Origin of the sequence: Acinetobacter bouvetii (assembly GCF_902753875.1) — a bacterium.
Classification (GTDB): Bacteria; Pseudomonadota; Gammaproteobacteria; order Pseudomonadales; family Moraxellaceae; genus Acinetobacter; species Acinetobacter bouvetii_A.
Genome location: NZ_CADDTS010000048.1, coordinates 79,043 through 100,916, shown reverse-complemented (window position 1 = coordinate 100,916; position 21,874 = coordinate 79,043). Strand labels below are relative to the sequence as shown.

Below are 21,874 nucleotides of genomic sequence, written 5' to 3'. Positions count from 1 at the left end.
AAATGGCACACCAGAAACAGACGTCTTTTAGAATCTTGCAAGCGACAAAAAAGAATTATTATCCAGCCGTTGGGTATGGAATGTTAGGCTTTTGTATAGGGGTGATCTGTAGCGCTATAGTGAGCTATAGCTATATCCATAATTTAAAACAGGAACTGGAAAATCGCCCGGCATTGTTTAATATATCTGTATCTGAACAAGATATCTCAGCAAATACGCAGCCAGTTTCAAGAAAGATAGCCTCCCCATCTCTACAGCCTGATTCTCAGATCAGTAAGCCTATACATGAAGATGAACATGCTATTGAATTCCCTCAACCAACAGAGAGTGACTTAAGTAAGGCTTTTGTTCATCCGGCTCAAGCCAAACCGGATACAAGAAAGCAAAATTCTAGTAAGCATCTTGTTCAGCCTCAGCCGCATTCATCTTTAACTCAAGCCAAAACAACAGTCACGTCAACATCCGTACAAAAGTCTTCATTAACAAATAAGCAGGCTGAAGCAAAAAATTCAATAACAGAAAAAAGTCCTGTTTCCGTAAAAGAACTTGAAGTGAATGAAACACCTCAAGCTTCCGTCCACACTGCAGTGACCAGAACACCCGTGATCCAAAAAGACTCCACCGTGACACCATGATTGTTGCAATTTTTCTGTGTTTTATCTTATTCGCTTGTGGTCTAGCGGTACTCTTTTCTTATGAGTTACGCCTTAAAGTACACAATTTTTTTTTAGTGCTTATTCCGCATAGTCAGAAGCAACTCAAGTCCGTCAGACAATTTGCACAGCAGCTTAATACGGCTGCTGCTCCTGAACAAATCCAGTCGCATTGGCATTTGCAACAGTGGTGGATTCTGATTGCTGGCTTTTTTCTATTTAGCAGTATTTTGCTGTTCGCTTTTACCCGCCCGATTAGCCCCAGCAAAATTGAAGCGGATTATTTAAGAGAAGTCGATCCTCAAATTTATGCCTTACTAGATGGACAAATACTGTCTCCTCCAGAAGAAGTCGAAGAATCATTAATTGAAGAAGCCATTATTGCTGCAACCAATATTGAGTCAGCTCAATCCGCTATTCAGGCTGAAACATTTAATTCAAATACAGAAGATTTAGCTATATCTCATTCACATGGGGATCTAGTATCGGCAGATCGTAAATGGAATAAAATAAATCCACGTTATAAACAGCGTTTATTGATGGTATTCAAAATCATGCAACAACGCTATGGTTATGAAATGGTTTTATTAGAAGGTTACCGTAGTCCAGAGCGTCAGAATTCCTTGGCAACGAATCAGCATGTTACCCGCGCCAAAGGTTTCCAGAGTTACCATCAATTTGGTTTAGCTGCCGATGTCGCCTTTAAACGCAATGGCAAAGTGGTGATTTCTGAGCGTGATCCTTGGGCCATGCAAGGCTACCAGCTTTATGGTGAAGTGGCTGAATCTGTAGGCCTGACGTGGGGTGGACGCTGGAAATCCATTCAGGATTATGGGCATACCGAGTATCGGCTGCCAGGACTACGAAAAACTGCTGAAATGGCTGAGCAATTAACCTCTGAAGGCCAGTTATTGGCGAATCATCTGAATTAATGATGCAACTATAGTCGCTCATTTTTGAATTGAGCGACTATTCACACTACAAATTATTTTAAATAGAGTTTTATTTCATCCAGCACTTGCTGGGTTCTTTCTGCATGCAGCCAATGTCCTGCCTGTTCAATCACCCGAATTTGAGCATGCGGAAATTGCTGCTCGATCGCGGTAAAATGTTGCTCTTTACTGATATAGGCCGATTGGCCTCCACGAATAAACAATGCTGGTTTTTGCCAAGGCTGGATCGCATCCCAAGTTAGAATATCTGAGTAATGGTTAAATAACGCATCGACATTAAACAGCCATTGTCCCTGATTAAAAGATTTCATTAAAAACTGAATCACCATTTCTTCAGCTAAATATTCACGCATAATTTGCATGGCTTGTTGTCGAGTTTCAATATGTGCATTTTGTACCGCAAATAAAGCTTTGAAAATCTGATCGTGATGACTTTCTTGATAGGCAAATGGTGCCATGTCCAAAATTACAAGCTGTTGTAATCGCTCACCTGCTCTATTGGCCAATTGCATGGCAATCTTTCCTCCCATGGAATGACCGATGACAGAAAACTGTTGAATATTCAGTGCATCTAATGTGTCTAAAATATCCTGTGCCATCACCGCATAATTCATTTCTGTAGAATGCGCTGAATGTCCATGATTTCGCACATCAATTTGAATCACGGAATGTGATTCATAAAATGCGCGTGCCAACATGCCCAAATTACTTAAACTGCCGAACAGCCCATGAATAAATACCAAAGGAGTTTTGTTTGTAGCAGCTTCATTGAGATGAATTTGGTGATTTAAAATCATGGATAGTTGTATGACCTTATTTTTAGATGGATTTATTTTTGATTAAATGAGGGATTTAATCAATTGCCATTTTTTTTAAAATTGTATTTCTGCTTAGGCTATTTTATGGTGTTAGAAAAAAGGTTTCTACAAGGTAAATATCTCGTTTATTAAAAAATATGCACAGGCAGAAACTGGTTGTAGAATTATTTATAGAACATTCAAATCATTTTTATAAAATATAGGCTTAGCAATAAATTAATCATAATGAACTGTGCTTTGTTTAACGTTTAGGCTAATTGTTTGATTTAAAACTGCTCTTTTCCTCCTCTTTATCTACTTAAAATAATTTAATGGCAATTTTAAATAGCTAATGCCATTGGCTTCTGGTTTAGGAAACTGTCCCCCATCCATATTGATCTGGATGGCAGGTAAAATCAGCTTCGGCATGGATAATGTCGCATCACGGCGGTTTCGCATTACGACAAATTCAGTTTTGCAGGTCTGCTCATTCAAATGAATATTGTGTTTTTTCTGCGCATGGATAGTGCTTTCACATTGAAACTGCTGCCGCCCTGCTGGCAAATAATCATGACAAAGGAAAACCCGGATACTTTCATCTAATTGATACAGCTTTTGCACTGAATCAAACAAGGTTGCAGCACTGCCCTTGGGAAAGTCACAGCGTGCTGTCCCATAATCCGGCATAAACAAGGTATCGCCTACAAATACTGCATCCCCAATCACATAGCTTAGACAAGCTGGCGTATGCCCCGGTGTGGGTATGCTATAAGCTGCCAACTCACCTATTTTAAAGGGTTCTCCATCTTCAAACAGGTAATCAAAGCTTTGACTGGAATTAAAGTGCTTAATGTCCAAGTTATAAATAGCGCTAAAAGTTTCTTGCACAATGCTAATCTTCTTGCTCATTGCAATCTGACCACCTAACTGTGCTTTTAAGTATTGCGATGAAGTTAGATGGTCTGCATGGACATGGGTTTCCAAAATCCATGCTACGCTTAGGCTATTTTGATGAATATAATCAATGATGAAATCGGCTTGTGTCGTTTGGGTTGTCGCTGACGGCGCATCATAATCCAGCACGCTATCAATAATTGCACAGCAACCGCTGACTGGATCGCTCACCACATAACTAAAAGTATTGCTTTGCTGGTCAAAAAAATGCTGAACGTGTGGTGATTGCATCATGAATATCGTCCCATTAATTGACGCTGAATAAACATACCTATCAGCATCGCAACAACAAAATAAAGCCCCTGATAATATCCCAAACCAATTAAAGTCAAACTAGGTGCCGGACAAATTCCTGCAATTCCCCAACCAATTCCAAAAATCAGACTTCCCATCAGCAAATTCAAATCTAGCTTATTGTTTTTAGGTAAATCAATGCTATCTCCATACACTGTTTTAGGTGCTTGTTGATGCATTGCTTTTTGAAACGGAATAAATGCCACGGCGATCGCCCCTAGCATGACAAAAGCAAGACTCGGATCCCACTGACCAAATAAATCAAGAAAATCCAATACCTTTTTAGGATTAGACATGCCGGATAGCATTAAACCGATTGCAAACAATCCACCAAAGAAAAAAGCCCATAGATTTTTCATGTTAGAACGCTCCTGTGATATGGCGAATGATATAAACCGTCACAAAGCCGGTAAACATAAACATAATTGTCGCAACCATTGAACGTTTAGATAATCGACTTATTCCACAAATGCCATGTCCACTGGTACATCCAGCTCCCATTCGGGTACCAAAACCAACCAATAATCCTGCAATAATCAGCATCAATGGGCTGGCATTTAATACAATAGGTGGTGCTTGCAGCATGTTATAAAAAAATGGCACCACAAACAGACCCAATAAAAACCAGAATGCCGGCGTTTTAAATATGGTTTGAGGATTTAATACTTGTGCAATTAACCCACTCACGCCAGCAATACGGCCATTCACATACAAGTATCCAACCACAGATAGTCCGAGTAAAATTCCACCTAAAAATGCGAGCAAGAAAGCATGCATGAGGGAATGCTCCAAAAACAATATACTTTTATATATTATATAATAAAATAATTAATTATGCGAACTCAATGGAGAGATATCTTTCTTTGCTCAAAGTAAGCCTTACCATATAAATAACTATACTCCGTACATAGCTAAAGTAATATTAAGTATGGTGTAAATCATGATTAATTTATTGTTTATTCTATCTTTTTTTAAATGTAAATTACTTTATACGTAGCTAAAACTATCGTACGGTTATTCTATTGAGTGCTTATTTAGCTCAATCAAAGCTCACAATTTCTAAAGTAAGATGTTGGAGTAATATGGATGAATACTCAAATATATGATCAGGATATAGTTCTTATTAGTCGATAAACTCTTTCAGCACTTTTTCCGCAAACCACCAGGGTAGCTGTTGAACGTCAGGATTCATTTTGAGTTTTTCCCCAGATTCAATTTCGGCAATAAATGCAGCTTTTTCACCATTGGACGAGTTATCAAACAAATAGCTTCGATCACTGGCATCGACCGCCTGCATAAGTAAATCGATACTACGGTAATAACGTTCAATAATCTTCTGTTCCGGAACAGCATGTCCGCCTACACTCACCCGATATTTGACACGAGCAATATTAATCACCGGATCAACCGTAGAAACATAATACAGATAAGTTTTAAACCCTTGCCGTTTTGCGTTTTGCAAGAATTCCACTTTGGAAATATGCGACATTACCGTTTCAAAGGTAAAACTGATCTTTAAACGCAAAAACTCGAAACGAATATAGTCTATAATCCGTGCGCATAGATAAGAATCGATTTCGGTCGCATCAAACTGAATCGTCCAGTGATCAAGCAGCACCGGTTCACGTTGCAGTAAAGGAACCAATTGTTTGGCTTGCGGACGTTTTTTCTGTTTAAGAAAATCAAGCAGCTCTTGTGCTTTTAAGGCGGAATGATAAGTGCTTAAGTCGAGTTGATGACCAGCATTCAAATGCTGTTCCAAGTCATCAGCATTTAAATAAGCCCCAATATAATGGGGCAATAGATATTCTTTAACCGTACTTTTTCCAGATCCATTTGGACCGGCAAACATCCTTATTCTTGGTTGAGGCATTCAGTTATACAGCAGCCTCTTGTGTTCTTTTACGTTTTAAAACTTTAGGAAGATGATCCACGCTAACATAAGCATGTGATAAGTCCTGAATGACGGTCTCTTGTCCATTGACTTCACGTTGCACCAGTTGCTGTTCTTTTGTATAAACGACCGTTGTGAGCGCACATGCTTTGTTAAAGGCATGACGGAATGCATGGATGGCAAGTTTAGGAATCATATCATCCTCATATTTGCCTGCTTTCATGATGGTATAAGCTGTCATACAACAACTCCCGTTATACAAGGTGTATATTTCTTATATTAACATAGTGCAAATAATTGTCTATAAATACACCAACATAGAAATGTAACTCTTTAGCAGTACAATTTAGCATTGGCATGAATCAAGCCACCCTTATATACAGTGGCTTGCAGCATAATTAGTCTTCTTTCCAGACATCTTCATAATCATCACGATCAATCATAAAGCGGAAGCCTTCTGCCAAGGCCAAATATGGCAGTACCTCAGGCAAAATATCCTGTAACTCCCGAACAGTCATGGTCTGAAAAAAATCTTCACCCGCTTCCAGTTCTCCGCCGTAGATAAACCAGGCTACATTTTCTTCAGTTTCAGGTTTCTTGCGAATCCCGACAATCGGTTCTTTATTTAAAGTTTGTACCGCAACAGCAACGACATCATCACCACTGACCTGAATATAGGCAGACTCAAACTCTTCACACAATAACTTCTGTTCTGCAATCAGCTCTTCAAGTGGCGACAGTTGCTGGGTATGTTTAGGCATTGCATTTCTCTGGCATATAAAACCGAATATCGGTATTTTAACGTAGAAGATTTAGGATAGCTAAACTTTTTATTTTCAGTGTTTTTTGTTAACCTTGAAAAAGTTACAAATTCAAGAGACTTCCATGAACCCTCAAGATCGATCGCTAAATCCAGACAACACTGGACATGGTCACGGCGGTAAACGTAAAAATGCAGGACGAAAAACCCAATATCAAGAAAAAACCGTAGTAATGCGGGTGCCCGAATCTAAAGTTTTGGAACTTAAAGCCTGGCTGAAACCTCGACCTGAAGATGATCGCCGTGTAGACGTTGAATTACATCCAATCCAGATTCAAACCCAACTCGATATTCCCTATCCCCTGGAATCGGTTGCGGCAGGCTTTCCCTCTCCAGCACAGGATTACACAGAAGACTTTATCGACTTAAATAAATATCTCATCCACAATCCGTCCAGTACCTTTGTATTACGTGTCAACTCGCTGTCGATGAAAAATGCCGGTATCGATATTGATGACCAGATTTTAATTGACCGAAGCCTCAAGGCAGAACATGGCGATATCGTCTTGGCTCTCATTAATAATGAATTTACTGTAAAACGCTTTATGAAAGAGAAACAGCAACATAGCTCTGAACCGAAAATCTGGTTAAAGGCAGAAAATCCAGAGTATCCCGACATTTATTTGCGCAGTGAAGAACAACTGATTATTTGGGGTGTAGTGACCTGTATTTTAAAAAAATTACGCTAATAAATTTATTGATTAATACACAACTGCAGCAGCTCACCATTTCTACTTTTAAATACAACGATAAAAGCCCCAAGTAAACTTGAGGCTTTATGATAAATCCTTAGTCTTGCTGAGGATTATTTTTGCTGTTGAGGATTTTTTTGCTGCTGTTGGCGTTGACCGCCTTGGTTTTGCTGACGTTGATTGTCTTGCTGTTGTTGCTGCTGTTGATGCTTTTGATTTTCGCTTTGCTGATTCGATTGTTGTTGATTAGCCATTTACAGATCCATCCTTTCAACTTGGGGATATGTCGTACTGATGACGACTCTTATTAATCTAGCCGATATTTCCATTTTACCAACCTGCAAACTGTATCGACTTAATTCATTGTAATTTTCAAAATATTAATTTACTGATTTTTAGTACATCAACAACTTTGCGCTTTACGGTATTAACGCGAATGACACGGATGCTTACACGATTTTATAGCGCTTTAGCGCATAGCAGCTTGATTGTTGCACTTTTTTCAAATTGAAATTTTTCAGACACTGGATTATTCTTATCTTGAAAATGTTACAAATTCAAGAATAAAATGCCCCAACAACTGTTTGCCTTAATTGATATTAATAACTGCTATGTCAGCTGTGAGCGTGCCTTTAATCCGAAGCTGAATGGACAACCGGTCGTGGTTTTGTCCAATAACGACGGTTGTGTGGTTTCCCGCAGCAATGAGGCCAAAGCCTTGAATATTGGTATGGCCGTTCCATGGTATGAAATTGAACAGACTGCCTTAAAAGCGGGTGTCAAAGTATTTTCCAGTAATTACGCTTTGTATGGCGATATGTCACGGCGCTTTTTTACCATTTTAGAACAGCATTTCCATCCGGATGATTTGGAACCCTATTCCATTGACGAATGCTTTATTCAACTGGGAAGCTATGCAGAACATTTTGATCTAGAGCAATATTGTCGCCATTTAATCAAAATTATGGAGCAATGGATTGGCTTGCCTTGCTGTATTGGCGTGGGTACCACAAAAACTCAGGCCAAACTGGCCAATTATTTTGCAAAAAAAAGAACTGGTTTTGACTCGGTCTGCTATTTACCCCATGTAGACTTATGCAGTTATGAAAGCTTACTGCAAGAAACACCGGTTGCAGAAATCTGGGGCATTGGTCGTAAAATCAGCAAACAGCTTCAAGACTATGAAATTTATAATGCCTATGACTTAACTTTTGCCAATGAACATCATCTTGGCAAGCAATTTTCAGTCATGCTTGCACGCACCATTCGTGAACTAAAAGGTCAATCCTGCATTGCACTGGATGATCCGCAAACACCCTCAAAAAGGATTCTTTCATCACGCAGTTTTGCTGCCGCACTGACTGAAAAAAACGTGATAAAACAAGCCGTCATTTTTCATGTCAACCAAGCTTATCAGCGCTTAATTAAACAGCAACAACTCTGTGCCTGCGTACATGTATCACTCTATGAAAAAATACCCAATCCACCCTATAAAAAAAGCATTTCTTATGCATTGGGTCTGGAATATGCAAGTGATGACTTATTGACTTTAAATCATGCAGCATTAAAGCAAATAGATGTTTTATTTAAAGAAAATAAAAAATACATTAAGGTAGAAATCATGTTGAGTGCCTTATGTTCCAAGCAACATTATATGCATGACTTATGGCAACCATTGGAACGAATTCAACAACGTGATAACTTAATGCAAGCCCTGTTAAAGATGAAACAACGCTATGGTCAGGATTGCATTCAGATAGGCTATCATTCTCGTAGTTCTGCATGGCAGATGAAGCAACAATATCGTTCGCCACGCTATACTACTTGCTGGCAAGAGCTTCTAACCATTAATGATCCAGCAATGGCAATTACACAAAATAAGTGAACTGTTTTGGTCAATTCAGTTTACAATGTAGAAAATAGTAACAATTATAAAAAATCACAAAAAATGTCATTTTTTAACATTGCCAATTCCTTGCAAAGTTCCCATTATATAGGTCAGTTTTGACACGTAGCTTCCGCATCAATTCAAACAATTTACAATAAGAATGTGGAAATATATGCCATAATACGCAAACTTTGCTGACATCTTGCAAGGTGAATTTGCAAATTTATAATTGGAGCAAACTGAATGAGCTCAACCATTTTGGTTATTCATGGACCGAATTTAAATTTACTGGGTAAACGTGAACCTGAAGTTTATGGACACCTTACACTGGAAAACATCAATCAAAAGCTCATCACCCAAGCTCAAAATGCAGCAATCTCTTTAGACGCTTTCCAAAGCAACTGGGAAGGTGCAATTGTTGACCGAATTCATCAGGCACAACAAGAAGGCGTTCAATTCATCATTATCAATCCTGCCGCGTTGACACATACGTCTGTTGCAGTCCGTGATGCGCTTCTTGGTGTTGCTATCCCCTTTATTGAAGTTCATTTGTCGAATGTCCACGCACGTGAAGCATTCCGACATCATTCGTATTTATCTGACAAAGCCGTTGGCGTTATTTGTGGTTTAGGTGCAAAAGGTTATGCAACTGCACTCGAATACGCTATCGAAAAAATTCAACCTTCTACGCAATCATAATTAGGAATACTGTCTCATGGATATCCGTAAAATCAAGAAACTCATCGACCTGATGATTGAATCTGACTTACAAGCGATCGAAGTTAAAGAAGGTGATCAATCCATCGCCTTAACCCGTCGTAATCCTGTGGTAGCAGCAGCTGTTCCTGCGATGCCTGTAGCTGCCGCTGCAGCCCCTGTTGCAAAAACACCGCGCGGCGCAGTTGAAACATCTCCTATGGTTGGTGTGTTCTACGCAGCACCAAACCCGGGTGAAGCACCATTCGTTAAAGTGGGTCAGACCGTTTCTGCGGGCGAAACACTCGGTATTATTGAAGCCATGAAAATCATGAACCCGATTGAAGCGACTCAAAGCGGTGTGATTGAAGAAATTCTGGTGAAAAATGGCGATGTTATCCAATTCGGTCAACCATTGTTCCGCTATCGCGCTTAAGACCACGGGGATTCACAATGTTGCAAAAAGTTTTAATTGCAAACCGGGGTGAAATTGCTTTACGCATCACCCGAGCTTGCAGAACTTTAGGAATTAAAACCGTAGGTATTTATTCCGATGCCGATAAAGATCTGATGCATTTACGCTTCTGTGATGAAGCTGTATGTATCGGTCCGGGTGCAAGTAGCGAAAGCTATTTAAACATTCCGGCAATTATTACTGCTGCTGAAATTACCGGTGCAGATGCCATCCATCCAGGTTATGGCTTCTTGTCGGAAAATGCCGAGTTTGCAGAAATTGTTGAAAATTCTGGCTTTATCTTTATTGGGCCACGTCCAGAACATATTCGCTTAATGGGGAACAAGGTTTCTGCCATTATTGCCATGAAAAAAGCCGGCGTACCAACCGTACCGGGCTGCGACCATGCAGTGACTATTCACAATGCTCTTGCAGAAGCCAAAGAAATTGGCTTCCCGCTGATTGTTAAAGCTGCTTCTGGTGGTGGTGGTCGTGGTATGCGTATTGTTGAACGTGTCGATACCCTGCTCGAATCGGTTCAGGCAGCGCAACGTGATGCCGAAATGTGGTTTGGTGATGACACGGTTTATATGGAACGCTTCCTGCAAAAACCACGTCACGTCGAAGTCCAGGTTTTGGCTGATGGTAATGGTCATGCGATTCATCTTTATGATCGTGACTGCTCATTACAGCGTCGCCATCAAAAAGTACTGGAAGAAGCACCTGCACCAGGTTTACCTGAACAGGCACGTGCTGATATTCTAGAAGCATGTGTCAATGCATGTAAACTCATGCAATACCGTGGTGCCGGTACTTTCGAGTTCCTGTTTGAAGATGGTGAATTCTTCTTCATTGAAATGAATACCCGTGTTCAGGTTGAACACCCTGTTACTGAAATGGTAACTGGCGTGGATATCATTGAACAACAACTTCGTATTGCCGCTGGTCTGGGGTTAAATCTGGAACAACAGGATATCGAATGTCATGGCCATGCCATGGAATGTCGTATCAATGCAGAAGATCCAACCACATTCCTTCCATCTCCGGGCAAAATTGAACATTATTATGCTCCAGGTGGTGCAGGTATCCGTTTGGATTCGCATATTTATCAAGGATACAGCATTCCGCCTTACTATGACTCAATGATTGCAAAACTGATTGCTCATGGTAAAGATCGTCATACTGCTATTGCACGTATGAAACAAGCCTTAGAAGAAATGATTCTGACTGGAATTAAAACCAATATTCCTTTGCATAAAGATTTGATTCTGGAAGATAAAAACTTCTGCGAGCAAGCAATGGATATCCATTATCTTGAAAAACATTTATTGAAAAAAGTTGAAGGCCATAAAGAAGCTTCTTAAACACGGTCTTTAAATAAAAAAACCGCTCTTGATGAGCGGTTTTTTTATTGGTAAAATCAATTAGGGCAATACGCGGTACAAGGTTGCAAAGCATTGTTCAGCTTTTTCATTACTGCAAAAATTAATCGTCGATGCATTTTTCCATCGTACGAAGTATTGAGAAATTTCCCCAGTCTGATCTTCTTGCAAACCTGAACAATCTTTTTCATTATTGTCATATTTAACCTGTAAAACCAGAGCAGATAATAAAGAACGCTCTTCTTGAGCTGGCTGGAAATCATAAATTCCAGATGACCACTCATCCCCGCTTTTAATGATGACATTGTTATTACTTTTAAAATTATAATATTCAATACATTTTTTATTATTCGCAATCTGCATACCCCACAGACCCACAATTTCAGGTCGAGTAACAACGCGAATAGGATTCGAATTTTCTGCTTGATCCGTATCTTCAGTTGCAACAACTGCTTTATTGTCATTTGCCATTGCAACAGATGAGCACAATATAAGTAAAATTGTAAAATATGTTCTTTTCATACATAAATTCAATGCTAAAAATTCATAGGGATAACTTAACATATTTTTATGAAAAACCAGTATTTATCACCATATTACAACAATATAATTTCATGCTAATTTCCAAAATTACCGATGTGTAACCTTGAAAAAAATAAAATCTTTTATTATAAACTTGCCTAAACAATAAGCTGCATACTATACCTCTAAATAACGTTGCATTTTTAATTTTCACTTAAAATGTTTCTTTTTTTAAGTATAAAAACAACTTAAAACTTGGGCTAATTTTAGAGCGACAAGGAAACAGCTTTGCAAATTCTACTGACGTCATCCAGATCAATCTCTGCACAGCAGCAATTGCATGCCTTTTTCATTACTGCTAGCATCATTTTTATTTGTTGTTTATGCGGAATTTTAACCCGCCCAGTGACTTATTTAGCTTATTTATGGCCGGCCAATGCCGTTTTGCTCGGTCTTTTTTTACGTTATAACCATTTAAAAGTATCTGGTGGATGGCTGGGTGCATTTACTGGTTATATGCTGGCAGACTTAGTCACAGGCAATCATTTTCAGCTAACATTCATCCTTACGCTCTCAAATCTGATTAATGTCATCGTTTCGCTGTTTTTTATACGTTATTGGAAATTAAATTACCGAAACTACAACCAAGGTTTTACCTTCCTATATTTATTTACGATTTGCGCATTAGGCGGATGTCTGGCAAGTGCATTGTTCGCTGTTTCTACCATCCCTTATATGCCTAATACATTCATGTCCACCCAGCGATTAGGCATTGATTTTGGCATGTGGTGGGCTGGAGAAATTGTCAATTGCATTACCATTTTACCCCTTATTTTATTTCTTCCCACAACAATCGAGGAAGTCCGTAAAAATTTTAAACAGATAAGTCTGCGAAAACTTGATTACACTAAGTTTTTGCCCTTGCTTGCCATTTTAATTTCAGTAAGTTTTACCCATGTTTTCGTTGGCCCGGGAGCATTACTTTACCCTCTTGCAGCTTTAATTTGGGCAGCCTTGAGTTATCCTATTTTTACTGTTGCCATTATTAATAGCATAGTCTGTTTGGTTACCTATCATAGTCTCACTGATTTTTATTTATTAGATTCATCCAACGCATATCTAACAACAACCATTTCAGTTCGTATTGGTTTATGTATGCTGGGTTTTGCACCGTTGATTCTGTGCATTATTACCAGTAACCGCCGTGAACTGTATAAAAAAGTTTTACGTTTAGCCAATTATGACAGTTTAACCAATACTTTAAACCGACGACATTTTTTTGAACAAGGTGAAAAATATCTACTTGATCAAAAAAATAATTCCATATCATTAATTATGTTTGATTTGGATCATTTTAAAAAAATGAATGATCAATATGGCCATCATGTCGGTGATTTATTACTACAACATTTTTCTCAATTTGTGCAGGACAATATTCGCACCAATGAACTTTTTGCACGTGTAGGTGGTGAAGAATTTCTTATTTTAATCATGAATACTACATTACAAGAAAGCCATGCGATTGCCGAAAGAATCCGGCTTAAGGCAGAATTAACACCCATGCGACTAAATCAGGACGAATTATTATTTATTACCACCAGTATCGGGATCACCCACCATTCCTTACCCACTGAAGTCAGTTTGCAAAACATGATTAATCAGGCTGATCAGGCGCTCTACCAATCAAAAACTTTAGGACGAAATCGAATCAGTATTGCTTCTTGATATAAAATCACTTAAAACATTTAAAATCTAAATCACAATAAAATCAGGATAATAATGAATATTGCTGAATATTTAGAATATGACGGGCTAGGATTGGCCCAACTGATTGCAAATAAGCAAGTTTCATCTACAGACGTACTAAATGCCGCTCTGCAACGTGCCAGCGATACTAATCCTAAATTAAATGCCATTATTATTCCTATGCATGATTACGCCTATCAGCGTACTCAACAGCAGTTAAACGGCCCTTTTGCTGGCGTACCTTTCTTAGTTAAAGACCTATTTCAGGAATATGCAGGTTATCCCACCTCATATGGCTGTAAAGGTTTAAAACGCATTCACTATATTGCAGAACAGAATGCTGAAATTGTAAATCGTTGGGAAAAATCAGGCATTATTACCTTTGGACGTACCAATACACCTGAATTTGGTATTAAGGGAATTACTGAACCAGAAGCTTGGGGAACCTGTCATAACCCCTGGAATTTGAATCACAATAGTGGTGGCTCCTCGGGTGGTTCTGCTTCTGCGGTCGCTGCCGGTATTGTTCCCATTGCTGGCGCTGGCGATGGTGGTGGTTCTATCCGTATTCCGGCATCGTATTGTGGCCTATTTGGATTAAAACCGAGTCGTGGACGTACGCCATGGGGTCCGCAAATGAGCGAAGCTATGCATGGTGCCGCGATTCAACATATTCTGAGCAAAACTGTACGTGACAGCGCTGCAATGCTGGATGCCACACACGGCGCAGAACATAGTTCATTATTTAAAATTGAGCATCCGCACAGCTCTTATCTCGACATCCTGCAACAACCAGTTAAAAAGTTGAAAATTGCCTTTAGTACCCGTTCTCCCATTGGCACCCATGTTTCAAAAGATGCCATTGCTGCCGTTCAACATACAGCAAAACTGCTAGAGTCATTAGGACACACGGTGGTTGAAGATGAGCCGCCTATTGATGGCATGTCCCTTGCCAAAGATTTTATTACCACCTGGTTTAGCCAGTTTTCTTATATGCTGGAACAAATGAGACTACAATATCCAACTCAACATGATGATTTTGAACTGGATTCATTGGCATTGGCTGCATTTGGTGGCAAGACCACTGCTATTGAATATATTCATAATCTAAATAACTGGGGTGGTTATGTGCGGCAGATGAATCATTTTTTTGATCGTTATGATCTGTATTTAACCCCTGCAACTGCTTCGGTCGCGCCTAAAAATAACGAGATTAAAACACCAGCTTGGCAAAAACCAATTTTGAAAGGCCTGTTAAAATTGGGCAAGGCCCATTTGCTGGCGCAAAGTAAGCTGGTCGATCAAATCGTCAAAGAAAACCTCAAGTGGGTACCCTTTACCCAGCTAGCCAACATTACCGGTCTTCCTGCGATGTCTGTGCCGCTTTACTGGAATCAAGAAAATTTACCATTAGGATCACAATTTATTGCACCTTTTGCCCGTGAAGATGTATTACTGCAACTAGCCAATCAACTTGAGCAGGCACAGCCCTGGTTTAAGCGATACAGCCAAATTCAACTTTAAAAAGATGCTTTAAACGACAGGGTACAAATCAATTTTAGGCTTGTTGGATGTATTTCGGTAACCATCGAACAAACAACAAGCCTATAAGTGTTGAAAGTCCAGCAATGACAAAAATCATTTCTCCAGAGAGCATCTGCCAATAACGTCCTGCCAAAATACTTCCCAATGCCACACCTAAGCCCCACATAGTGCTATACATGGCTTGACCACGCCCCTGCTGACCTATTGAAAAGTTTTGAAAGATAATCCGCATTGCAATCATATGAAATAAGCCAAAACTGAAAGCATGAATCGTTTGTGCTAAAAATTGTACGATGAATGAGTTGGGGAATAATCCAACTATAATCCATCTTGCGCTAGTTAAAAGCAGACAAAAGCTGACTAAATGACGCCATGAAAAACGAGAGAAAAAAAATGTTGCGTAAGCAAACATGATAATTTCCGCCACTACACCAACTGACCACAACACACCAATTTCAGTGGTGCTAAAACCGGCTTGATGTAAATAATTACTATAAAAACTATAAAATGGTGCATGGGCAAATAAGAGAAAAAACTCAATCGCAAAAAATGCAGCTACTACAGGGCGTTTTAATATGGGTAAAAGTGGTTCCAATTTTTCTTGTGAGCGTGGTGCAGCATGCGGCTCTTGAATAGTAAATGCCCAAAGGAAAGCTAAACAGGCAATACATAACAACATGATGGGTAACATGGAGATCGGGATAATTTCGAGTAGTGCACCAATGCCAAAAACACCAGCAATAAACCCAATCGAACCCCATTTTCTAACTTTGCCATAGAGTTGAGTCCGTTTTTCCCCTAACCAAAATAAAGTCACTCCTTCAAACTGCGCCAAAATTGCATTCTGAAAGAAGCTAAAAATCAACATAAGCAAAGCAACGGCTTGAAAAGTATTTGGCACCAGGAAAATCATGAACCAGATGCAGGCTTCCATCCACGTTGCTATTCGGACCAATAACATGCGCTTGCCGGACTTATCAGCAATCCATCCCCAAATAAACGGCGCAAAAAAACGGGTCACAATGGCAATTGACGATAAAAGTCCGATTTGCTGGTAATTAAAACCTTGATCTTCAAGATACAAATTCCAGAAAGGCATAAAGGTTCCAACAATGGAATAGTAGAAAAAGTAAAAACCACCGAGTCTATGTTGGATTGGGAGAGCCTGCATCAATTTACATAACCTTGAATTTTCAATAACTTACTATTCATAATTGCATATGCTTACTTGGGATTGTCTTTATTTGCATTTCAACAGTCTACAAATTTTAAAAATATTCTCCTCAACTTGTAGACTTCTTAATTAACGTCTTAATTTTAACATCAACACTTCTAGAAAATAAAAAAACATCCCGCAGACGATGTGTAGATATTACATATGTGCTTTTAAATTTCGACATCCCGAAACGAGTAACCGTTCAAGTTGAATGGATGCTCGCTTTTACAAACAATGAGCAACAAATTTTTCTCATGATCCTACATGAATCTTTCTAGGTTAAAGTAATAAAAAACCGCCTAATAAGGCGGTTTAAATTAAATAATATTTAAATATCAGATTACGCAATAGACCATAAAAAGTAATATTCTTGAATCTCAGAATTCAAAAATTTATCAGCGGATGAATCGTAATGAAAAGGGTTGTCACTCAGAAGCGCTGTGTTATTCACAGACCTTAAGTACTTTTTTAAGAATTTCTTAAATAATTCAATTTTTTCAGGAAAGACATTCTCCCCATCCCATAAAATCGTGTTCATTTTAAAAATCTCAAAAGTAACTTTATAACGTTAATTATATGACTGCATAATAGTCATTACAAGAAAATAATGACAAATATGTCACACTATTAAACCAAAGTGTATATTATGATTAAATTTAAAATATCTATTCCATCACATAAGGACGCTTAAATATTTATACAAAAAATTCATGCTCAAATAAGCCATGAAAAGAATGGAAGGAAGGAAAATTAATTTTTCTATACAAAATCAGCGTCATGAGCTATCTATAACACACCCTATTTCGCCCATTATTTTTAGCAGAATAAAGACGTTGGTCTGCCAGCTGTAAGGTTTCCATAAAATCAACTTCACGAAATACTTCGGCTAATCCAAAACTCGCTGTCACTGTAATGTCGTATTTCGTATATTTTTTATTCTGAATGTTATTTCTGATTCTATCTGCCAAATTCATTGCAACATAATCATTTGGACAGCTTAATAAGATGATAAATTCCTCTCCACCAAAACGTGCAAGAATATCATGAGGTCTTAAGCTTTCTTTTAATACATCTGCTATAGCTTTTAAAATTTCATCTCCAACAATATGCCCCCACGTATCATTTATTTTCTTAAAATAATCAATATCACACATGATTAAATAAAATTTTTCAATATTTTCATCTAAAGCCAGCGCATTCACTTTCTCTAAAAAACCTCTTCGGTTATAGAGTCCAGTTAATACATCTTTATATCTATCATTATTTAATGTGGTAAAAAGCTCCTTTATTGTTGTTGCAACAATAAGAATGGCACACCAAATACAAAGTAAAATATTCAATGCCAGAATCATCAGCCACCAATTCGATGATGATATTGAAATACTTTCGACATTTTTTAAATAAAATAGTGTGATAAGAAAACGTGTGACTGAATAAAAAACCACAACAAAGTAACTGATACACAACATTTTATTGAGAATATTTGACCGCTTGAAAAAAGCGTAAACACTCGGGATGATCATCACTTGCAGAAGAATAGTGATGATATTAATTGTTAATATGCGCAGCCACAGATTTTCATCTACATATGCAAAATACCCAAGTGTAAACACACCAACCAGAATAAGAAGCAATGATATTTTTAAATTAGAAGACGACTTGGCTTTTAAAGCAATACCATGCGCAGTTGCCCATGCACCAGTCAAATAAAGGGTACCAACCCAAGGTGCGGTCATTGTTAATTGTTGATTTGTCATCAGGCTTTGAATACCTAATGCAATTGAAGGAAGAATGTAGGCAATCCCCATCCATAATAAAAAACGCGGTGCTTTAAAGAGAAAATGCCCAGCAATAAACACACTGCCAATCAAAATTAGGCAGCTAGGAACAACCAGTAAAAAATATTGGTGAGCTGGTAGATTCACGAAAGTAATAAATTAAAGAAAAATATTGGTTAATATTAATTCTTTTTTAAGTCTAAAAACAAGAAATTTCAATATATTAAAGTTCCTCTATTTACTTAAAAGATCCACAAATTTAGCCACAGCACAATGTTCCCCCCCTAATATCCTTATAGATCATGTTGCTGCAGCAGGGCTTAACAATAAATGCGGAAAAAATTGTACTAGAAAGTAGACTATAAGACTGATTGAATTTTTTAGAACATGCTTACTCCTTTTTAGACCTTAGCTATACAAGCCTACTCCTGTTTGTTTTTCAGGCTACTCCTGTAGAGGATTAGTTAATAAAAAAATGATTGATAAAAAAATTTATAAAATATTACTAATTAGTTATCGCACATTCTTTATAGAAATAAATTGGAGAATATAAATGTTTAGACAATTTATTGTAGTAACTTCAATATCTGGCTTTTGCCTGTTAGCAGGATGTATTTCATCAATTATGCCGCCTACAACTGACAAAAATTTTATGCAATTGCAAAATAAAACTTGGCTTCTAACAGATATCAACCTAATTAATTATAAAGCTACACCTACACAACCTATTGTCCCAACACTTATATTTAATAATAATTATCTCAATGGTTATGATGGTTGTAATCAAATTATAGGAGGCTACGCCATCAAAGGAACACAAATAAAATTCTCCAATTTAGCTTCAACAGAACAAACTTGCCTCAATGGCACTGACTTACCCTACAAATTTACACAAACCTTATTAAATCAAGTTGTTAATTTCGAAGCGACAGATTCGGAGTTAAAGCTAATTGATAATCATAATCAGGTTGTTCTAAGGTTTAAACATGTGAAGTAGAAGTATCACTATTAAATTGTAAGAGACATATAGCTAATCCACTCTAATCTGCATAATTATTACAGAACTGATATGGTGAAACCTGATTTACATTGCATGTATATATTTTCTAGTTGTTATTATTTCTGCTCATCTACTTTCATATAAGTTAAAAAATTGCACAAGTTGTGACTATTTTTAGACTGCATTGAAATCATAACCATCAAATCAAAATGATGAATTAATCATTTTTCCCACATTTACGGCATTCATGAATATAGCCCTGCTTCTGATCCCAGTTATATTCATAAACATGAATGCAGAATAATTTACGCAGAGAATTAAACATGTCTTTTACCTCGCCCATATGGTTTAGAAAAAGTATTTCTACATAATAATATGGGTACAAATACTATATTTTTCAAATATAAAGATAAAAAAAACCTACCCGTAAAGGTAGGTCAATACAGATATCTTCATGTGTTACAGACCCGTTCATTACAGCCCGTCTGTGTTCAGATATTGTCTATAAATTTAGTTACATTTACATTAGCGGAATATGTCAAAAGTAAAACAATATCAATTCATGGTTTTAATTATAAGCATCACTAAAAACACCTAATTCATTCATAGGCTTATTTATCTTTATCCATCGAGCTTGAAGATGTAGTTTTATCTTGCTAGTGAGTATCACTATTGCATTTTTGAAAGGCACTTGAACCCAGTATCACAATTCATCTAATCCGAGTAACACGTAGCTTTTTATGACAGATTCCTATTTCTCTGATGGTTAGGTCTATAAGAACTGCATGTTTAAGATTCAATCATTACTGTAAAACACGATATAAAACTTCCTTCACTAAATATGGACATATGCTTATCCAAAATGCGTTTGATTTTTATTCCAATAAATAAACTGTAAATCTAAAGAAGGATCAGATTATGCCCAGAGGTGATAAATCATCTTATACAGATAAACAGAAACGTCAGGCCAAACATATCGAGGAAAGTGAAAAAGAACGTGGTATCCCTGAAGAAGATGCGGAACGGATTGCCTGTTCTACGGTCAACAAGCAAGATGGTGGAGGTAAGAAAAAAAGAGCTTCCCATTAAGTCACTTTTTTAGTTTTTATTTAGTTGTTCTTTTACTTGCATAAAGCCCTTAATCAGGGCTTTATGAATTATCTGGATCATGTAATATTTTTACCGTTTATCGGGATACTAAATAGATTTTTCCCTGTAAAAATATGATTTTAAATTACAATTTTATAGGCATGATTTTCCTTTCACAATTTTTAAAACCATAAAGAGAAACATCTCTTCTACAATCATAGTTTACCCCTGAATGGGTTAAACAACTGATGGCACTCTATTGCATAAAAAAGCATGAAAATTTTCTTGCCTATCGTGATCAGTTTGACGATGCTCATGCCTGGCAGATCTCAGAACTCCATTTGGTATTGTCCAGTCAATGGTTTTGGACACCCGATAAAGCGATGGCCAAAATTTTTATTACCTTGCGTGAAGCTGAAGTATTTTTGATTAGAAGTGACCATGATTTTTTTATTGATGCAATCATCGATTTATATAAATATGATTAAACTCAGTATAAATATGATGATTATAAACTCGTATAAACTTAACTTATTTATTTTTTATCATTTAAAGGAAACATATAAATATAAAAAAAATAGGTATATAGTTTTAGTATAAACAGTTCAATATTTGTAATATGTATAACCTAAATTGATTATTTTTGATTTAATAATTTTAAATAAAAAATATTGAGATCACTCATGTGTGCAATATTTGAAACAATCAAATCAAATCGTGCCTTTCTGCTTGGGCTTTGCGAACCACCATTTGCATATCCTGAGCATACTTTCCCCTTATATGATGCACCTATCTTAATGCATGGTGCTGATCAACCTGAATGGGATCTGGCAAAATTTGGACTGATTCCATTTTGGGCCAAAGAACTCAAATATGGTCGTCATACCTATAACGCCAGAACAGAAACTGTTGCCGAAAAACCCAGTTTCCGGCATGCATGGCATAAAAACCAATTTGCCCTTGTTCCTGTGGAAACCATCTTTGAACCCAAATATATAGAAGGTAAACCGCATTGGTTTGCCATATTTCGCAAAGATGGATTGCCATTTACCCTCGCAGCAATTTATGAAAATGCAGTTATCGATAATAAGGCTGTGCGTTCAATGAGCTTGCTCACCATCAATGCTGATCAGCACCCTTTTATGAGGCAGTTTCACTCACCTAATGGTGAAAAGCGTTCCGTGATCGTAATTCCAGATGATTATCGAAGAGAATGGCTTAGTTGTAAAAATGAACAAGCCCCTCAGTTCTTCTTTGAAATGAAAGATGAATATATCGCAACACCACAAAAGAATTTAACAGAAAAACATCTGTAATTCGTCGTTACTGTATTAAGGTATTTTTAGTCCCATATTGAATTTTCTATCGTCATATATACATATTCATCATTCGCAGCATGAATTTTTTTATTAGCAATAATTAAACTTAATATAAATATTTTAACTTCAAAATTAATTTTATATGTCACAAATGCATAAAATAACAAAAAGTTGCAGATATT

General features: G+C 37.4%; 24 protein-coding genes. 13 read left to right on the top strand and 11 right to left on the bottom strand.

Annotated features, from left to right (window positions below):
- Positions 1-2: 2 nt before the first annotated feature.
- Both FB6_RS14090 and FB6_RS14085 read left to right on the top strand, forming a co-directional pair.
- Positions 3-635, top strand: a complete 633-nt coding sequence (locus tag FB6_RS14090) for a hypothetical protein (RefSeq protein ID WP_174560586.1) — start codon at positions 3-5, stop codon at positions 633-635.
- A complete protein-coding gene (locus tag FB6_RS14085) occupies positions 632-1,585 on the top strand; it encodes a M15 family metallopeptidase (protein WP_174560585.1) in 954 nt (317 codons plus the stop codon). Before FB6_RS14090 ends, FB6_RS14085 begins: the two co-directional genes overlap by 4 nt.
- Positions 1,586-1,638: 53 nt before the next feature.
- Here FB6_RS14085 and FB6_RS14080 read toward each other — a convergent pair whose 3' ends face one another.
- From FB6_RS14080 to FB6_RS14050, 7 genes are all read right to left on the bottom strand, one after another.
- Positions 1,639-2,403, bottom strand: coding sequence for an alpha/beta fold hydrolase (locus tag FB6_RS14080; RefSeq protein WP_174560584.1), 765 nt, complete (start codon positions 2,401-2,403; stop codon positions 1,639-1,641).
- A 315-nt stretch (positions 2,404-2,718) separates the two neighbouring features.
- Positions 2,719-3,588, bottom strand: coding sequence for an MBL fold metallo-hydrolase (locus FB6_RS14075; RefSeq protein WP_174560754.1), 870 nt, complete (start codon positions 3,586-3,588; stop codon positions 2,719-2,721).
- Positions 3,588-4,010, bottom strand: coding sequence for a DUF6691 family protein (locus tag FB6_RS14070; RefSeq protein ID WP_174560583.1), 423 nt, complete (start codon positions 4,008-4,010; stop codon positions 3,588-3,590). Before FB6_RS14070 ends, FB6_RS14075 begins: the two co-directional genes overlap by 1 nt.
- A gap of 1 nt (position 4,011) precedes the next feature.
- Positions 4,012-4,428, bottom strand: coding sequence for a YeeE/YedE family protein (locus FB6_RS14065; protein WP_174560582.1), 417 nt, complete (start codon positions 4,426-4,428; stop codon positions 4,012-4,014).
- Positions 4,429-4,774: 346 nt separating this feature from the next.
- Positions 4,775-5,524: a zeta toxin gene (locus FB6_RS14060; RefSeq protein ID WP_174560581.1), complete on the bottom strand. Its 750-nt coding sequence runs from the start codon at positions 5,522-5,524 to the stop codon at positions 4,775-4,777.
- Between the two features lie 4 nt (positions 5,525-5,528).
- Complete coding sequence (locus FB6_RS14055) at positions 5,529-5,786, bottom strand: hypothetical protein (RefSeq protein ID WP_174560580.1); 258 nt, start codon at positions 5,784-5,786, stop codon at positions 5,529-5,531.
- A gap of 157 nt (positions 5,787-5,943) precedes the next feature.
- Positions 5,944-6,306: an immunity protein Imm33 domain-containing protein gene (locus FB6_RS14050; RefSeq protein ID WP_174560579.1), complete on the bottom strand. Its 363-nt coding sequence runs from the start codon at positions 6,304-6,306 to the stop codon at positions 5,944-5,946.
- A 124-nt stretch (positions 6,307-6,430) separates the two neighbouring features.
- Between FB6_RS14050 and FB6_RS14045 the strand changes: the two genes are divergently transcribed.
- Positions 6,431-7,054 (top strand): LexA family protein, encoded by a 624-nt coding sequence (locus tag FB6_RS14045; RefSeq protein WP_174560578.1) that lies wholly within the window; start codon positions 6,431-6,433, stop codon positions 7,052-7,054.
- 116 nt (positions 7,055-7,170) lie between these two features.
- Here the strand turns inward: FB6_RS14045 and FB6_RS14040 are convergent, their stop codons facing one another.
- Positions 7,171-7,311, bottom strand: coding sequence for a hypothetical protein (locus FB6_RS14040; RefSeq protein ID WP_174560577.1), 141 nt, complete (start codon positions 7,309-7,311; stop codon positions 7,171-7,173).
- Positions 7,312-7,625: 314 nt separating this feature from the next.
- Between FB6_RS14040 and FB6_RS14035 the strand changes: the two genes are divergently transcribed.
- The 4 genes from FB6_RS14035 to accC all read left to right on the top strand — a co-directional run bounded on the left by FB6_RS14035 (position 7,626) and on the right by accC (position 11,459).
- The gene (locus FB6_RS14035) at positions 7,626-8,942 is read left to right on the top strand and encodes a Y-family DNA polymerase (RefSeq protein ID WP_174560576.1); all 1,317 of its coding nucleotides are present in this window, start codon (positions 7,626-7,628) and stop codon (positions 8,940-8,942) included.
- Positions 8,943-9,188: 246 nt separating this feature from the next.
- Positions 9,189-9,644 (top strand): type II 3-dehydroquinate dehydratase, encoded by a 456-nt coding sequence (aroQ, locus tag FB6_RS14030; RefSeq protein WP_174560575.1) that lies wholly within the window; start codon positions 9,189-9,191, stop codon positions 9,642-9,644.
- A gap of 16 nt (positions 9,645-9,660) precedes the next feature.
- A complete protein-coding gene (gene accB, locus FB6_RS14025; RefSeq protein WP_174560574.1) occupies positions 9,661-10,077 on the top strand; it encodes an acetyl-CoA carboxylase biotin carboxyl carrier protein in 417 nt (138 codons plus the stop codon).
- Positions 10,078-10,094: 17 nt separating this feature from the next.
- Positions 10,095-11,459, top strand: a complete 1,365-nt coding sequence (accC, locus tag FB6_RS14020) for an acetyl-CoA carboxylase biotin carboxylase subunit (RefSeq protein ID WP_174560573.1) — start codon at positions 10,095-10,097, stop codon at positions 11,457-11,459.
- Between the two features lie 60 nt (positions 11,460-11,519).
- On the opposite strand, the gene FB6_RS14015 is transcribed toward accC, so the two are convergent.
- On the bottom strand, positions 11,520-11,999 hold the full coding sequence (locus FB6_RS14015) for a hypothetical protein (protein WP_174560572.1): 480 nt from the start codon (positions 11,997-11,999) through the stop codon (positions 11,520-11,522).
- A gap of 294 nt (positions 12,000-12,293) precedes the next feature.
- Here FB6_RS14015 and FB6_RS14010 point away from each other — a divergent pair, with 294 nt between their 5' ends.
- Both FB6_RS14010 and FB6_RS14005 read left to right on the top strand, forming a co-directional pair.
- Entirely contained in the window at positions 12,294-13,724 is a 1,431-nt protein-coding gene (locus FB6_RS14010; RefSeq protein WP_174560753.1) for a GGDEF domain-containing protein, read from the top strand.
- Positions 13,725-13,778: 54 nt separating this feature from the next.
- On the top strand, positions 13,779-15,269 hold the full coding sequence (locus FB6_RS14005; protein WP_174560571.1) for an amidase: 1,491 nt from the start codon (positions 13,779-13,781) through the stop codon (positions 15,267-15,269).
- Positions 15,270-15,303: 34 nt separating this feature from the next.
- Here the strand turns inward: FB6_RS14005 and FB6_RS14000 are convergent, their stop codons facing one another.
- Together FB6_RS14000 and FB6_RS13995 are read right to left on the bottom strand one after the other, a co-directional pair.
- On the bottom strand, positions 15,304-16,461 hold the full coding sequence (locus FB6_RS14000) for an MFS transporter (protein WP_174560570.1): 1,158 nt from the start codon (positions 16,459-16,461) through the stop codon (positions 15,304-15,306).
- Positions 16,462-17,288: 827 nt separating this feature from the next.
- Positions 17,289-18,431, bottom strand: coding sequence for a GGDEF domain-containing protein (locus FB6_RS13995; RefSeq protein WP_254592251.1), 1,143 nt, complete (start codon positions 18,429-18,431; stop codon positions 17,289-17,291).
- Positions 18,432-18,837: 406 nt separating this feature from the next.
- Here FB6_RS13995 and FB6_RS13990 point away from each other — a divergent pair, with 406 nt between their 5' ends.
- The 4 genes from FB6_RS13990 (at position 18,838) to FB6_RS13975 (ending at position 21,689) form a co-directional block, all read left to right on the top strand.
- A complete protein-coding gene (locus FB6_RS13990; protein ID WP_174560569.1) occupies positions 18,838-19,281 on the top strand; it encodes an META domain-containing protein in 444 nt (147 codons plus the stop codon).
- A 921-nt stretch (positions 19,282-20,202) separates the two neighbouring features.
- Positions 20,203-20,373, top strand: coding sequence for a hypothetical protein (locus FB6_RS13985; RefSeq protein WP_174560568.1), 171 nt, complete (start codon positions 20,203-20,205; stop codon positions 20,371-20,373).
- A 248-nt stretch (positions 20,374-20,621) separates the two neighbouring features.
- Positions 20,622-20,861, top strand: coding sequence for a hypothetical protein (locus FB6_RS13980; RefSeq protein ID WP_174560567.1), 240 nt, complete (start codon positions 20,622-20,624; stop codon positions 20,859-20,861).
- A gap of 195 nt (positions 20,862-21,056) precedes the next feature.
- A complete protein-coding gene (locus FB6_RS13975; RefSeq protein WP_174560566.1) occupies positions 21,057-21,689 on the top strand; it encodes an SOS response-associated peptidase in 633 nt (210 codons plus the stop codon).
- Positions 21,690-21,874: the final 185 nt, after the last annotated feature.